Here is a 15,046-nt window from a genome sequence, read left to right as displayed (position 1 = left end):
CTGCAAGCAACCTTAGATGAGATATGCGCCAATGCAATTTAATTATGCGTTTGTGCATTGTGGCAGGCGTGAATGTCCCTGATAAAGGGGGCGTCCACAGTCGGCCCCGGTCCGGGTTGTGAACCTTTGTCGAGTGCCGAGTGAGGCTAGACGTCGATGATCACCAGGGTGCCGTGGCTGCCGGGCAGTTGCTGGGACAGTTGCTCGAAAGACAGCAAGGGCATGCTGGAACTGCGAAAGGTCAGTGGTGGTTCGGTCTGCTTTCGGTGGTCCGGTCAAGCATCGGGAGGATATCGGTTTCTAGAATTCGTCCATCAGCAGCACGCGGCATTCGCGGGCTTGAAAGGCGTTGATCTGTGGTACCAGGCGGGTGAAGTGTTCGGTGTTGCAATGAGCGTCGAGGGCGGCGCGGTCCGGCCACTGTTCGACGAAGATGAAGTGGCCGGGGTCTTTCTGATCGACGAACAGATCGTAGGCGATGCACAGCGGCTCCTGGCGGGTTTTTTCCACCAGTTCGGCGTACCACGGGCGCACGGTTTCCAGGTGTTCGGGCTTGATGAAATCTTCAGCGATAACCTTGAGCATTCCAATCTTCCTTGTGAGTCGCCAGGCTCCCCAGGTAGCCGGGGAGGCCTGGACAGACGTGCTTAAGCGGCGGCTTGGGTATTGGGTTCGAAGCTGTCGGCCCGGGCCAATTGCCACATGCGCGAGTAGAACTCGCCGTTGACTTCGCCGGTGAGCAATTCGCCGGGCTTGAGGAACACATGCAGTTGGGAGAACAGCTTGATCTCGGTGGCCGACATGCGTCGCACCAGGTGCTTGGCTTCCAGTTGCGACGGGTGCTGCAGGCCGGCGGCGGCCAGCATCTCGGCCAGGGCCTTGAGGGTGTTGCGGTGGAAGCTGTACACCCGCTGGGCCTTGTCCGGCACCACCAGGGCACGCTGGCGCAGGTTGTCCTGGGTGGCGACACCGGTGGGACATTTGTTGGTGTGGCAGCTTTGTGACTGGATGCAGCCGATGGCGAACATGAAGCCCCGGGCCGAGTTGGCCCAGTCGGCGCCGATGGCCAGGACGCTGGCGATGTCGAAGGCACTGACGATCTTGCCGCTGGCACCGAGCTTGATCTTGTCCCGCAGGTTCAGGCCCACCAGGGTGTTGTGGACGAACAGCAGGCCTTCGCGCATGGGCGCGCCGATGTGGTCGGTGAACTCCACGGGGGCTGCGCCGGTGCCGCCTTCCTTGCCGTCGACCACGATGAAATCCGGGAGGATGCCGGTTTCCAGCATGGCCTTGGCAATGCCCATGAATTCCCACGGGTGGCCCAGGCAGAACTTGAAGCCCACCGGCTTGCCGCCGGACAGCTCACGCAGTTGCTGGATGAAATGCATCATTTCGATCGGGGTGGAAAATGCACTGTGGCTCGACGGCGAAATGCAGTCCTCGCCCATGCGGATGCCGCGGGTGTCGGCAATTTCCTGGGTCACCTTGTGCTTGGGCAGGATGCCGCCATGGCCCGGCTTGGCGCCCTGGCTCATCTTGATCTCGATCATCCGCACTTGCGGGTTCTGCGCCTGGGTGGCGAAGCGCTCGGGGTCGAAGCGACCGTCGGCGGTGCGGCAGCCAAAGTAGCCACTGCCCAGTTCCCAGGTCAGGTCGCCGCCGTGTTCACGGTGATAGGGGCTGATGCTGCCTTCACCGGTGTCGTGGGCGAAGTTGCCGAGCTTGGCACCCTGGTTCAGGGCACGGATGGCGTTGGCACTCAGGGAGCCGAAGCTCATCGCCGAGATGTTGAATACCGAGGCCGAATAGGGCTGGGTGCATTGCGGGCCGCCGACGGTGACCCGAAAGCTGCTGGGGTCGCTCAAGGGCGCCGGGCGCATGGAATGGCCGATGAACTCGAAGCCCGACTGGTAGACATCAATCAGGGTGCCGAAGGGTTTGTCGGCGCTTTCATTCTTGGCTCGCGAGTACACCAGGGAGCGCTGGGCGCGGGAAAAGGGCAGGGCGTCGCTGTCGGATTCCAGCAGGTATTGGCGGATCTCCGGACGGATGCCTTCCACCAGGTAGCGGATGTTGCCCAGGATCGGGTAGTTGCGGCGTACCGCGTGTGGACTTTGCAGCAGATCGAAGATCCCCAGCAGGCTCAGCAGGCCGGTGACCAGGGTGAATGGCCAGAGCCAGTCGTGTTCGAGAAAGGGCAGGCTGGCGAGGGTGAATATCACGCAGGCAGCAAAGAAGGCGTAGCGGCTCAGAAGTGACAGGCTCATACGGTTTCCTTGGTTCGGACTCATCAGGTCAATCAGGCACCGGGTGCCTTGATAACGGGTAATCGACAGCGACACCGAACGGCTGAGACGGTGGGCTGCACAGGCATTTCTTATAGGAATTCACGGCTGTGTCAGAGCGTTGCAGCCCAGCATACTGGCCCGCTGGGGCCTTACGGGCAAGCCTGAATCGGGGGAACGAGGCAGGAGTCAGACCATTGTTGTAGAAGCTTATTGCGATAAGTTCTCGTTTAAAGAGGATTTTATTGTTACTGTATAACATTGTTTTTCACCCCCAGCCGCTGGAGACTCCGATGAAACCCAACATCCACCCTGACTACCGCCCCGTGCTGTTTCACGATACTGCCGCCGACGTGTTTTTCCTCATTGGCTCTACCGTCGATACCGACCGCACTTACCAGCACAGTGATGGCCAGACCTATCCCTACGTGACCCTGGATGTGTCCAGCGCTTCGCACCCGGTGTACACCGGCCAGCAACGCAAGACCCAGTCCGAAGGCCGTATCGCTGGCTTCAACAAACGTTTTGCCTCCTTCGGTTCCAGCGGTAAAGCCGCTGCCAAGTGAGGTCATTGGCCTCCATTCTCGCCGCCGTCCGTTGGAGCTCTTTCAGCGGACGGATGGTATTAAAAAGCCATCATTCCCCTCGGAAATGCTTCTACGCTTGAATCAGGCAACAAGGATCAGTGTTGCCAGTGAAAAGAATGAAGGACATGTGCATCGATGTTGACCCGAGGTGTCTCATGGGTGAGCTGAACGTTGCCACAGTCACACGCCAGCCCGAGGTTCTGTTGGTGGACAGCCAGGACGCGATCCTGCAACGCCTGCACCAACTGCTCAGTGCCCATTCCTACGTGCTGCACCTTGCCCACGACGCCAGCGAAGCCCTGAAGGTCATGGCCACCCGGGAGGTGGACCTGATAATCAGCGCCGCCCATCTGCCGCAGATGGATGGCCCGTCCCTGCTGGCGCGCATTCATCAGCACTATCCGGACACTACGCGCATTCTGCTGACCGGTGACCCGGACCTGAAACTGATCGCCAAGGCGATCAATGAAGGGGAAATCTACCGTTACCTGAGCAAGCCCTGGGATGATCAGGAACTGTTGCTGACCTTGCGCCAGGCGCTGGAGCATCAGCATTCCGTGCGTGAGCGCCAGCGCCTGGAGGCTCTGGCGCAAGAGCAGAACACTCAGCTCAAGGCCCTCAATGCCGAGCTGGAAAAACGCGTCGCGTCGCGCACCGCGGAGCTGCAACAAACCGCCGACATGCTGGACCTGGCCTATGAGGAGCTCAAGCACAGCTATGCCACGGGCGCCGAGCTGTTCTCGCTGCTGGTGAACCAGCGTCTGCCGAGCGACAAGCAGACCAACCGCCGGATCATCGATTTGGTGCGTGCCTACTGCAAGATCCACGGCATCGACGCCGTGGCGCAGCGCGACCTGGCCATGGCCGCGGCCCTGCACAACATCGGCAAGCTGAGCTGGAGCGACAGCATGATGATCACCCCGGCCGATTGGTTGCACCACCATGAGCGTGAACGCTATCGGGCCTATCCGGCGCAAAGCGAATCGCTGCTGATGACCCTGGAACCGGTACAGGATGCGGCGCGCCTGATCCGCCATCACCAGGAGCACTGGGATGGCAGCGGCTTTCCCGATCACCTCAAGGGCGAGGCGATTCCCCTGGGCTCGCGGCTGCTCAAGCTGGCGGTGGATTTTATCGAACTGCAGTGCGGGCTGATTCTCGAACGGCACATGAACAGCGACGAGGCCCTGGTGTTCATCCGTAAATACGCCGGCCGGCTGTACGACCCCGAGTTGGTGGAGGGGTTTATCCAAGTGTGTTCTGTGTACCTCAGCGATGTGACCCTGGGCGACCCTTCGGTCAAGGTCCTGGGCACCCGGGAGCTGGCGGCGGGCATGCTGCTGGCGCGCAACCTGAATGCCGACAACGGCATGCTTCTGCTCAACGCCGGCAAGGTGCTGAGCCAGCCTCTGGTGGACAAACTGATCGCCTTTGAAACCATGGAAGGCGCCCGTTACAGCGTGTTCGTCAAGCTGGCGCGAGAGCCGCAGTCGGGCACCTGAGAAACGCCCTGGAACGACGGGAAATATACCGCTGGCGGATGACGACCCGCTGCCGGGCATGTGATCCTTGCGCCTTCGTTCTCAAGGTGTCCAGGTCCCCATGTCGCTGCCCTCCGCCGTTGCACCCTCCGTCATCCGTATCGCCGCCGCCCTGTTGCTGGGGGCCGATGGCCAGACCCTGCTGGTGCGCAAACGCGGCACCCAGGCCTTCATGCAGCCTGGTGGCAAGATCGAAGCCGGCGAGCCGCCGGTGCTGGCCCTGGCCCGAGAGTTGGAAGAGGAACTCGGCCTGCGCATCGATCCGAGCCAGGCCCGCTATCTGCAACAGTTTTGCGCACCGGCCGCCAACGAGCCCGGCCATGTGGTGCAGGCGGAGGTCTTTCTTGTTCGCATCGACACTGCGGTGACCCCGGCGGCGGAGATCGAGGAGGTGCGCTGGATCGATCCGGCCAGCGATGGTGATTTGTTTCTGGCGCCGTTGACACGGGATCTGATCTTGCCGTTTTATCGCCAGGCCCAGGCGAGCCTCGCCTGACCTCCCGTTGCCAAGGGCTGCCATGATCCCACTTCACGACTACCTGATTTTCGCCGCGGCCTCGTTGCTGATGGTGCTGACCCCAGGCCCGAACATGATCTACCTGATTTCCCGTTCGATCTGCCAGGGGCGCAAGGCCGGGGTGACGTCGTTACTGGGCGTCGTGGCGGGCTTTTTCGTCCACCTGTTTGCCGCTGCACTGGGCCTGACCGCGATCTTCATGGCGGTGCCCATGGCCTATGAAGTGCTCAAGTGGGCCGGTGCCCTGTATCTGCTGTGGCTGGCCTGGCAGGCGCTCAAGCCTGGCGCGCGATCGCCGTTCGAAGCCCAGCAGTTGCCGGTGGACTCGCCCCGCAAGCTGGTGATCATGGGGTTCCTGACCAGCGCCCTGAACCCCAAGATCGCGGTGTTCTACCTGTCGATCTTTCCGCAGTTCATTCATCCCGAGCACGGTTCGGTGTTCTCCCAGAGCCTCATTCTCGGCCTGACCCAGATCAGCGTGAGCTTTTCGGTGAACCTGCTGATTGCCCTGTTTGCCGCAGGCATTGCCTCCTGGTTCGCCAGCAACCCCACCTGGCTTTCGGCCCAGCGTTACTTCATGGGGTTCGTGCTGGCGGGGCTGGCGGTGCGCTTGATGTTCGAACAACGCCGTACCAACTGAACATGACGGACTGACGATCTCGCATGAGCCTGCAGATCCAACACCTGACTCCTGACGATGCCGCGCAATACCGGGCCTTGATGCTCGAAGCCTATGAGCGCCATCCCCAGGCGTTCACTTCCAGCGTCAGGGAGCGGGAAAAGCTGCCACTGGCCTGGTGGGCCGCACGCCTGGATGGCGAACTGGACTTGCTGCTGGGGGCCTTTTCCGAGGGGCGTTTGCTGGGGATTGTCGGCCTGGCCTTTGAACTTCGCGAGAAAGCCCGGCACAAGGCGACCCTTTTCGGGCTCTACGTCACGGGCGAGCAGCGTAGCTGCGGCCTGGGTTATCAACTGGTGCAGAGGTTACTGGCAGAGGCGGCCGATTATGAAGGGCTGCGCCTGGTGCAACTGACGGTGACGGCGGGCAATGACGCAGCGCTGTCCGTGTACCGGCGCTGCGGCTTTGTCCAGTTCGGGCTCGAACCCCAGGCGGTGTGCGTGGGGGAGGACTATCTCGACAAGATCCACATGTGGCGCGAAGTGCCACGCTGATCCTGCTCGCTGGCCAGCCGGCGCCTGCGTGAGGGTGGCGCTCAGCGTACAGCGCTGACGCCGTCCAGGGTCGAGAACGAGGTGTCCTTGGCGGTCAGCAGGAAGTCACGCATGTAGGGCGCGTCCAGCATGTCGGCGCGAATCGCTGCGTACAGGGTGGCGAACAGTCCCTTTTCACCCAGTCGCTTGGCCTTCACATAACCCCGTGAGCTGTATTCATGCAGGGCCCAATGGGGCATGCCGCACACCCCGCGGCCGCTGGCCACCAGCTGCATCATCATCACCGTCAGTTCCGAGGTGCGGACCTGCGCCGGTTCGATGTCCGCCGGTTCCAGGAAGCGGGTGAAGATGTCCAGACGATCCCGCTCCACCGGATAGGTGATCAGGGTTTCGTTCAGCAGGTCTTCCGGGACTATGTAGGGCTTGCTTGCCAGGGGGTGCTGGTTGGCCACTGCAAGCATGGCTTCGTAGGTGAACAGCGGCACATAGGTGATGCCGGCCAGTTCCAGGGGATCGGAGGTCACCACCAGGTCCAGGTCACCCCGGGCCAGCGCCGGCAGCGGTGCAAAGGAGAAACCCGAGGCCAGGTCCAGCTCCACTTCCGGCCAGGCGTCGCGGAACTGGTCGATGGTGGGCATCAGCCACTGGAAGCAGCTATGGCACTCGATGGCCATGTGCAAGCGGCCGGCGGTGCCGCCGGCCAGGCGGGCAATATCCCGTTCGGCGCCGCGCAGCAGCGGCAGGGTGGCATCGGCCAGTTGCAGCAGGCGCAGGCCGGCGCTGGTGAAGCGCACCGGCTTGGTCTTGCGCACGAACAGTGGCATGCCCAGGCGTTCTTCAAGTTCCTTGAACTGGTGGGACAGGGCGGACTGGGTCAGGTGCAGGCGTTCGGCGGCTTCAACCAGGCTGTCGGCTTCGCGCAGGGCGTGCAGGGTCTTCAGGTGACGGATTTCGAGCACCAGGATCTCCATGAGTAAATTTTGTGATCAACACGAAAAGGTTGAGTTTGTCTCATGTTGCCCGAGCTGTCGACAATAGCGCCATCTTTGACAAGGAGGCGCTTTCCCATGGCACTGGCCCACACCCTCGGTTTTCCCCGCATCGGCGCTGACCGCGAACTGAAAAAAGCCCTCGAAGCCTACTGGAAGGGCGACCTCGATCAGGCTGCATTGCAAGAGGTCGGTCGCGAGCTGCGGGCTCGGCACTGGCAAGTGCAAAAAGACGCCGGCATCGACCTGCTGCCAGTGGGCGACTTTGCCTGGTACGACCAGGTGCTCGGCCACTCCCTGACCTTCGGGGTGATTCCCGAGCGTTTCGACGGTCTTCGCGATGCCCAGGGCCGCCCGACCCTGGACACTCTGTTCGCCATGGCCCGTGGCGCCAGTGCTGGCTGCTGCGGTGAGCAGGGCCAGGCGCAATACGCCCAGGAACTGACCAAGTGGTTCGACACCAACTACCACTACCTGGTCCCCGAGTTCAGCGCCGACCAGCCGTTCCAACTGAGCTGGGAGCAACTGTTCGACGAAGTCGAGGAAGCCCATGCCCTGGGTCATCAGGTCAAGCCGGTGATCATCGGCCCCTTGACCTACCTGTGGCTGGGCAAGGCCAAGGGCAATGGATTCAACAAGCTCGACCTGCTGGAGCGCCTGCTGCCGCTGTACGGCGAGATCCTCAACCGGCTCAAGGCCCAGGGCGTGGAATGGGTGCAGATCGACGAGCCGATCCTGACCCTCGATCTGCCCCAGGAGTGGAAGAGCGCCTTCGAGCGGGCCTACCACATCCTCCAGTACTCGCCGCTGAAAAAACTGGTGGCCACTTACTTCAGCGGTTTGGAAGACAACCTCGGCCTGGCGGTGGGCCTGCCGGTGGACGGCTTGCACATCGATGCGGTGCGGGCTCCGGAACAATTGGGCCAGGTCCTGGACCGGCTGCCGACCTACAAGATTCTTTCCGTGGGCCTGGTCAATGGGCGCAACGTCTGGCGCTGCGAACTGGAACAGGCCCTGCAGCAGTTGCAGGTGGCCCAGGAGCGTTTCGGCGACAACCTTTGGGTCAGCAGCTCCTGCTCCCTGCTGCACAGCCCGGTGGACCTGTCCCGGGAAGACCAGCTGGATGCCGAACTGAAAAGCTGGCTGGCCTTTGCCGTGCAGAAGTGCGGCGAGATCTCGGTCCTGCGTGATGCCCTGAACGATCCCCAGGCCCCGGCGGTGCAAGCGGCCCTGGCGCAAAGCCGGAAGGTCCAGGCCAGTCGTGCCCAGTCCCCGCGGATTCACAAGGCCCAGGTCCAGGCCCGGATCAAGGCCATCAGCGCCGCCGACAGTCAGCGTCAGTCGCCCTTTGCGCAACGTATCGAACAGCAGCGAGCGCGCCTGCAATTGCCGGTCTTTCCCACCACCACCATCGGCTCTTTCCCGCAGACTGCATCGATTCGCCTGGCGCGCCAGGCCTACCGGCAGGGCAAGCTGTCGCTCAACGACTACACCGATGCCATGCACAGCGAGATCCGCCACGCAGTGCAGATCCAGGAGAGCCTTGGCCTGGACGTGCTGGTCCACGGTGAAGCCGAGCGCAACGACATGGTGGAGTACTTTGCTGAGCAACTGGACGGCTACTTGTTCACCCGTTTTGGCTGGGTCCAGAGCTACGGCTCGCGCTGCGTCAAGCCGGCCATCATCTACGGCGACCTGAGCCGGCCCCGGGCCATGACCGTGGACTGGATCCAGTACGCCCAGAGCCTCACCGACAAGGTCATGAAGGGCATGCTGACTGGCCCTGTGACCATGCTCATGTGGTCTTTCCCGCGGGAAGACGTATCGCGCAAGGTCCAGGCCCAGCAACTGGCGCTGGCCCTGCGCGATGAAGTGCAGGACCTGGAACAGGCCGGGATCAAGATCGTGCAGATCGACGAGGCGGCGTTCCGCGAAGGCCTGCCCCTGCGCCGCGCGCAATGGCAGGAGTACCTGGACTGGGCGGTGCAGGCCTTCCGCCTGAGCGCTTCGGGTGTGCGGGACGAAACTCAGATCCATACCCACATGTGCTACAGCGAGTTCAACGATGTGATCCAGTCCATCGCTGCCATGGATGCCGACGTGATCACCATCGAGACTTCCCGCTCGGACATGGAGTTGCTGCAAGCCTTCGAAGCCTTCGACTACCCCAACGACATCGGCCCGGGGGTGTATGACATCCACTCGCCACGGGTGCCGGATACTGCCGAGATGGTCAAGTTGATGAGCAAGGCGGTCAAACGCATTCCCGCCGAGCGACTGTGGGTCAACCCCGACTGCGGCCTGAAGACCCGCGCCTGGCCGGAAACCGAAGCGGCCCTGGTGAACATGGTGGCCGCGGCCCGCCAGCTGCGCAGCCAGCTGGCCTGAAAGCCGGTAGAAACCTGCTTGCCGACGAAGGCGATCATCAGTTCCACCTCGTCGGCAAACGAGGCGTCGCCCGAGCGCCCCTAAGCGATGACCGCTGGGCGGGCTTCATCAAACTGTCACGCAACTGTGGCAGCGCGAAACATCGAAGTTCATCAGACTCGCGCTCTACTGGGGTTCTGCGTTTCGGTGTTTTCCATGCGGGCAAGATTGTTTTCCACTGTCATCCTGCTGGCCGGGCTTTTGCTCGGCCAGCTGTCTTTTGCGGCCTCGCGCTGCGATGTCAACGTACCCACGCAACGGGTCGACCTGGCGCAGGTGAGCCTGGCCTACCAAAGCATCGGTCGAAGTTCCGATCCGGCATTGCTGCTGGTCATGGGCCTGGGCGGACAATTGATCCACTGGCCGGACGAAGTGGTGGAGGCCTTGTGTCAGCAAGGGTTTCGGGTGATTCGATATGACAATCGCGACGTCGGCCTGTCCACCTGGCGCCAGGCTCCGGCCAGCGCCAACCTGACCTTCGAAGTGCTGCGCTACAAGCTCGGCCTGCCCGTGGCTGCGCCTTATACCCTGAGCGACATGGCCGATGATGCCCTGGGGCTGATGGATGCCCTGCACATCGAGCAGTTTCATGTGCTGGGGGCGAGCATGGGCGGCATGATTGCCCAGCATCTGGCGGCCATGGCGCCACAACGAATCGAGAGCCTGACGCTGATCATGACCAGTTCCGGGGCCGAAGGCCTGCCGGCGCCGAACGAGGCGCTGGTGCAATTGCTGTCCCGGCGCAATGCGCCGAACCGTGAAGCGGCCCTGGAGCAGCAGGCGGACCTGCTGGCGGCCCTGGGCAGCCCGAAGATTACGGATGACCGTCAGGTCCTGCTGCATCAGGCTGCGTTGTCCTATGACCGGGCGTTCAACCCGGAGGGCGTCAAGCGTCAGATCATGGCGATTCTCGCCGAGCCGAGTCGGGTGGCCTTGCTCAAGCAACTGCGGGTGCCGGCGCTGGTGGTGCACGGCACCGCCGATCCGCTGTTGCCGGTGATGCATGGGGTGCACCTGGCGGCGCAGATCCAGGGCAGCCAGCTGAAGCTGATTCCGGGGTTGGCCCATCGTTTCCAGGACGCCTTCAAGGCGCCTTTGCTGGCGGCGGTGCTGCCATACCTGCAAAACCATCGCGAAGACACTTCCCACTGGGCCCAGATCGAGCCGGTGGATAGCGCGAATGTGCTGTGAGGTCATGCGCCAGTAGGAGCCGGCTTGCCGGCGAATGAGGCAACCCCCGCTCAACGAATGATCTTGTCTACCTGAATGCCGAGCTTTTTCAGGCGGTACCAGAAGCTGCGTTCGGAAATGCCGATCATCTGCGCCGCTGCCGCCTGGACGCCGTTGCTCTGGTGCAGGGCCGCGAGAATGTAGGCCCGCTCCACTTCGGCCAGGGCCGCGTCCAGGTCGCTGGGCACTTGTGGGCCGACGCTGAGGGCCACGCTGCCCTCGGTTCCTGCTGGTGGGGTGTCGAACAGATAGCCTGGCAGGTCACTTTCTTCGATGACCGATGCGCGGGCGACGATGGTGGCCCGCTCCACGCAGTTCTGCAGTTCGCGGATGTTCCCTGGCCAGGTGTAGGAGGCCATGGCCTGCAGGGCTTGGGGGCTGAAGCCGGTGATGCGCTTGCCGGCGGTGGCCCCCAGGCTGTGGGCGAAGTGGCGGGCCAGTGGAGCGATGTCCTCGACCCGCTCGCGCAGCGCCGGCAAGGGAATGGGGAAGACGTTGAGGCGGTAGTACAGGTCCTCGCGGAACTCCTTGTTGGCCACGGCTTCCAGCAGGTTCTTGTTGGTCGCGGCGATCACCCGCACATCGACCTTGCGCTCCCGGGGATCGCCCACCGGCTCGATCACGCGTTCCTGCAGGGCGCGGAGGATCTTGGCCTGCAAGGCCAGGGGCATGTCGCCCACTTCATCGAGAAACAGGGTGCCCTTGTCGGCCTGCTGGAAGCGTCCGACCCGGTCCGCCACGGCGCCGGTGAAGGCGCCCTTGCGGTGGCCGAACATCTCGCTTTCCAGCAAGCCTTCGGGAATGGCCGCGCAATTGACGGCGACAAAGGGTTTGTCCGCGCGATTGCCGTGCTTGTGGATGGCCCGGGCGACCATCTCCTTGCCGGTGCCGCTTTCTCCGGTCAGGAGAATGGTGGCGCTGCTCTCGCGTACCGAGTCCACCGCCTGCAGTACCTGGCGAAAGGCCGGGCTGTCGCCCACCAGGCTGTCGAACTGCTGATGCTCGTCGAGCTCGGCGCGCATGCGCTGGTTGTCTTTGAGGATGTCGCGAAACTGCAGGGCCTTGCTGACGGTGATGTCCAGCTCATCGATATCGAAGGGCTTGGCAATGTAGTCGTAGGCACCGTTGCGCATGGACTGCACAGCGTTTTTCACCGTGCTGTAGGCGGTCATCACGATCACCGGCAGGTTCGGGTAGCGCTGCTTGATTTCCGCCAGCAGTTGCGGCCCGTCCATGCCCGGCATGCGCCAGTCGCTGATCACCAGGTCGATGTCTTCCTGCTCCAGCACCTTGAGGGCGTGCAGGCCATTGCTTGCCGTGAACACCTGGATGCCGTTCTGGCTCAAGGCCGAAGACAGCAGGTCACAGAGTTTGGGTTCGTCATCGACCACCAGCAGGTTATGCGTCATCAGTGTCCTCGTCGTCCTCTTCACCGTTGGCCGGAATGTACAGGCTGAAGGTGGCGCCGGCATCTTTTTCGCTGACGCACTCGATGTGGCCGTCATGGCTTTCCATGATCGAAAAGACTTTCGCCAGGCCCAGGCCGGTGCCCGAGGCCTTGGTGGTGACGAAGGGGGTGAAGATGCGTTCCAGCATGTCCGGCTCGATGCCCTGGCCGGTATCGCTGACGCTGAGGATGGTTTCGTCTTCCTGCTGGGCGATGCCCAGGGTCAGTCGACCGCCCTCGGGCATGGCGTCGATGGCGTTGAGGATCAGGTTCAGGCAGGCCTGCTTGAGCTGCCGGGCATCGGCGTGGATGGTCGCACCCGGTGCCTGGTCGTCGATCCGCGCTTCGATATTGTGGGTCGCCAGTTCCGGGGTGCAGAAGCCCAGCAGTTCCTCGACCAGCGGGCGTGCCGCCTGGGTGGCACGAATGGGCGCGCTGGGCTTGGCGAAGTCGAGAAAGTCGGTGATCAGGTCGTTGATCCGGCTGACTTCACTGATCACGTATTCCAGGTGGCGCTTGTCGTTTTCCGGCAGGTTGGCCCGACGGTGCAGCAACTGGGTGGCGGTCTTGATGATGCCCAGCGGATTGCGGATTTCATGGGCCAGGCCCATGGCCACCTCGCCCAGGGCGTGCAGGCGATCGCGACGGCGCAACTGGCCCTCCAGGTGCTGCAGTTCTCCCAGGCGCTCGCTCATGTGGTTGAAGGTGCTGCTCAGCTCCGCCAGTTCGTCGCCACCGATCACCGGCACCCGCTGCCGGTAGTCGCCGGCGATCACCGCCTGGACCCCCTTGGACAGGCCCCGCAGCGGCCGCGTCAGGCGTTGCGACACCAGCCAGCCGACACACAGCGAGGCGGCCGAGCTGAGGAGGAAGATCAGGATGAACAGGTTGCTCTGGTTAACCAGGCCCACCAGGCTGCTGTGGCGCAGCAGGCCACTGAAAATTACCCCCACCAGGTCGCCGCTGTCGTTGAAGATCGGCCGGTACAGGCCGCTGTAGCGGCTGGTGAACTGCTCGGTGGGCTGGCGGGTGGCGCGCAGGATGTCTTCGATCTTGTGCGGCACGCGGGGGGGATGGTCCTCGAAGCGCTGGGTGGCGAAGATCTCCGAGAAATCATCGGCCTTGGCCAGGTACAGGCGCAGGTCCAGGGAGTGCACATCGGCCACGCTGGTGAGGAAGCTGGCGTCCAGGTAGGTGGCGATCAACAGCTGATAGTCGACCCCGTCGAGCTGGGTCTGGAAGGTCGAGACCACCGCCCCGGTGGCCACGCCACCCACCTGGATGGTCTGCAGGACGGCGTTGGAAGCGGTGCTGATCTGCCCTACCACGTCGTCCGCGGCGGTGGTGAACACCACCTTGTGGTCGCTCTTGCGGATCAGCGCCACCACGTCGATGCCCATGGAGTCGGCAATGTCGGCGGTGAGCTTGTCATGCTTGGCTGCATTGCGGTCCGTGGGCGGGCGCGTATAGCGCAGGAACAGCTGGGCGATCCGCGCGTTGTCATGGAGGATCTCGGTGATCTCGTCCTCGACGATCTTGGTGGATTCCTGCAGCCAGATGCGCACGTTGCTGTCGAAAATCTCCGACAACGTGGTGGCCGCCAGCTCCGCGGCAATCATGGTGGGAATCACACTGACCAGCCAGAACGCCAACACCAGCTTGCGCTGCAGGCTCCAGCGGGAGATGGCAAAAGGGCGGGGCGGGCGACGATCTTTTCTGGTCATGTACTTTCGCTTATTGCAGCAGCCATGGCGGGGTCGGAGCGATCCGGACGGACAAAGCGTTTTATCACCTTGAGCAGGGCATTGAGCAAGGGATTGCGATGTCGGAAAAACAACATGTTACCGGTGAACTGGCAACCCAGGCGCAACTTGCTGGCGTAACCGGCCTGACCACACTCGTACAGGGGAATGTGCTGCTGGATACAGTAGTCGACGTTGGCCAGCCAACTGCGGAAGTACAGATTGTGCTCACGGGTGACGTTCAAGTCGTGGGCGAAGAATTTGTCGATCAGCCGATGCTGGTCGATGAGTACCAGGTTGAAGGCCACCAGTTGGTCCTGGACCCAGTACAGGACGCAGGCGGCGCGCTGGTCCAGTTGTTCGAGAATGCCGGTGAAATAGGCCGCCGGCAGGCGCTCGAACTGCAGGTCGCTGCGTTCCAGGGTGGCTTCGTAGAGGCGCATGATCTCGGGCAACACGTCGTCGATCTGCCGCCGCCACTCGATGCGCGGCGCCGGGGCGCGCAGCTTGCGCCGCAGGTCCTTGCGAGTGGACTTGCCCAGGGTGCCAAGATAGGCGTCGATCGAGGCGAAGGGCACCGGCAGCAGCGCGCTGGGCAGGCTCGGCATGGCTTGCAGGCCGGCGGCTCGGCAACTGGCGGCCCATTGCGGGTCGCTGCTGGGGGCATCCTTGACCGCCATCAGGCCGATGCCGAAGCGGTCGGCGTCGCGCCGGGCCAGTTGCAACAACTGCTCCAGCAACGCCTGACGACGTTCCAGGGGAACGTGGCTGGCGGTGCCGGCACTGCACTGTTCGGCCACGGGCGAGCCGATGGCGTACAGGCGCAGCTCCAGGGCACCTGGCCACTGGCGTGCCAGGCGTTCGGTGAAGCGTTTGGCCAGGCCGGAGACCGTGGTGTCGAGCCGATACTGAGTCGTGAAGGCCGGCGCTACCGCCACCAGGGTCGAGCCCTCGTAGATCGCCAGGTAGCGCCACTGGAAGTCGGCGATGGCGGCTTTTTCCACGGCCAGGTAGTAGTCCCAATCCTCCAGGGCGTCTGGAAAACAGTCGTTCCAGGCGCTGCGTTCAATGGCCTGGATGGTGGAAAAGGCTTGGGCGGTAATCACGT

At 62.9% G+C, this 15,046-nt stretch carries 13 protein-coding genes; 7 read left to right on the top strand and 6 right to left on the bottom strand.

Features of this window, described 5'->3' with window-relative positions:
• Positions 1 to 300 precede the first annotated feature (300 nt).
• Together WIN67_RS24320 and WIN67_RS24315 are read right to left on the bottom strand one after the other, a co-directional pair.
• Positions 301 to 585, bottom strand: coding sequence for a putative quinol monooxygenase (locus tag WIN67_RS24320; RefSeq protein WP_102860450.1), 285 nt, complete (start codon positions 583 to 585; stop codon positions 301 to 303).
• Positions 586 to 647: 62 nt separating this feature from the next.
• Complete coding sequence (locus tag WIN67_RS24315; RefSeq protein ID WP_102860451.1) at positions 648 to 2,267, bottom strand: FMN-binding glutamate synthase family protein; 1,620 nt, start codon at positions 2,265 to 2,267, stop codon at positions 648 to 650.
• A gap of 311 nt (positions 2,268 to 2,578) precedes the next feature.
• Here WIN67_RS24315 and WIN67_RS24310 point away from each other — a divergent pair, with 311 nt between their 5' ends.
• The 5 genes from WIN67_RS24310 (at position 2,579) to WIN67_RS24290 (ending at position 6,103) form a co-directional block, all read left to right on the top strand.
• Complete coding sequence (locus tag WIN67_RS24310) at positions 2,579 to 2,851, top strand: type B 50S ribosomal protein L31 (protein ID WP_102860452.1); 273 nt, start codon at positions 2,579 to 2,581, stop codon at positions 2,849 to 2,851.
• A gap of 176 nt (positions 2,852 to 3,027) precedes the next feature.
• Positions 3,028 to 4,374 (top strand): HD domain-containing phosphohydrolase, encoded by a 1,347-nt coding sequence (locus WIN67_RS24305; protein WP_102880769.1) that lies wholly within the window; start codon positions 3,028 to 3,030, stop codon positions 4,372 to 4,374.
• A 100-nt stretch (positions 4,375 to 4,474) separates the two neighbouring features.
• On the top strand, positions 4,475 to 4,909 hold the full coding sequence (locus WIN67_RS24300) for an NUDIX hydrolase (protein ID WP_110651363.1): 435 nt from the start codon (positions 4,475 to 4,477) through the stop codon (positions 4,907 to 4,909).
• Between the two features lie 22 nt (positions 4,910 to 4,931).
• Complete coding sequence (locus WIN67_RS24295) at positions 4,932 to 5,570, top strand: LysE family translocator (RefSeq protein ID WP_102880767.1); 639 nt, start codon at positions 4,932 to 4,934, stop codon at positions 5,568 to 5,570.
• A 29-nt stretch (positions 5,571 to 5,599) separates the two neighbouring features.
• Positions 5,600 to 6,103 (top strand): GNAT family N-acetyltransferase, encoded by a 504-nt coding sequence (locus WIN67_RS24290; protein ID WP_110651513.1) that lies wholly within the window; start codon positions 5,600 to 5,602, stop codon positions 6,101 to 6,103.
• A gap of 41 nt (positions 6,104 to 6,144) precedes the next feature.
• Here the strand turns inward: WIN67_RS24290 and metR are convergent, their stop codons facing one another.
• Complete coding sequence (metR, locus tag WIN67_RS24285) at positions 6,145 to 7,062, bottom strand: transcriptional regulator MetR (RefSeq protein WP_102860993.1); 918 nt, start codon at positions 7,060 to 7,062, stop codon at positions 6,145 to 6,147.
• Positions 7,063 to 7,170: 108 nt separating this feature from the next.
• Between metR and metE the strand changes: the two genes are divergently transcribed.
• Both metE and WIN67_RS24275 read left to right on the top strand, forming a co-directional pair.
• Positions 7,171 to 9,480: a 5-methyltetrahydropteroyltriglutamate--homocysteine S-methyltransferase gene (gene metE, locus WIN67_RS24280; protein WP_339070130.1), complete on the top strand. Its 2,310-nt coding sequence runs from the start codon at positions 7,171 to 7,173 to the stop codon at positions 9,478 to 9,480.
• A gap of 195 nt (positions 9,481 to 9,675) precedes the next feature.
• Positions 9,676 to 10,710, top strand: coding sequence for an alpha/beta fold hydrolase (locus tag WIN67_RS24275; RefSeq protein WP_170001624.1), 1,035 nt, complete (start codon positions 9,676 to 9,678; stop codon positions 10,708 to 10,710).
• 50 nt (positions 10,711 to 10,760) lie between these two features.
• Here WIN67_RS24275 and WIN67_RS24270 read toward each other — a convergent pair whose 3' ends face one another.
• Genes WIN67_RS24270 through WIN67_RS24260 form a run of 3 tightly spaced genes read right to left on the bottom strand, consistent with a single transcriptional unit; the run spans position 10,761 to position 15,044 of the window.
• The gene (locus tag WIN67_RS24270; protein WP_102880764.1) at positions 10,761 to 12,158 is read right to left on the bottom strand and encodes a sigma-54-dependent transcriptional regulator; all 1,398 of its coding nucleotides are present in this window, start codon (positions 12,156 to 12,158) and stop codon (positions 10,761 to 10,763) included.
• Positions 12,148 to 13,920, bottom strand: a complete 1,773-nt coding sequence (locus WIN67_RS24265; RefSeq protein ID WP_102880763.1) for a sensor histidine kinase — start codon at positions 13,918 to 13,920, stop codon at positions 12,148 to 12,150. The genes WIN67_RS24270 and WIN67_RS24265 overlap by 11 nt, the downstream gene beginning before the upstream one ends.
• Positions 13,917 to 15,044, bottom strand: a complete 1,128-nt coding sequence (locus WIN67_RS24260) for a GNAT family N-acetyltransferase (protein ID WP_170001628.1) — start codon at positions 15,042 to 15,044, stop codon at positions 13,917 to 13,919. The genes WIN67_RS24265 and WIN67_RS24260 overlap by 4 nt, the downstream gene beginning before the upstream one ends.
• Positions 15,045 to 15,046 lie beyond the last annotated feature (2 nt).

Source organism: Pseudomonas idahonensis (genome assembly GCF_037903935.1).
Lineage (GTDB): Bacteria > Pseudomonadota > Gammaproteobacteria > Pseudomonadales > Pseudomonadaceae > Aquipseudomonas > Aquipseudomonas danubii.
Note: the sequence above shows the minus strand (reverse complement) of the source record. Positions and strands in the feature narration are given on the sequence as shown.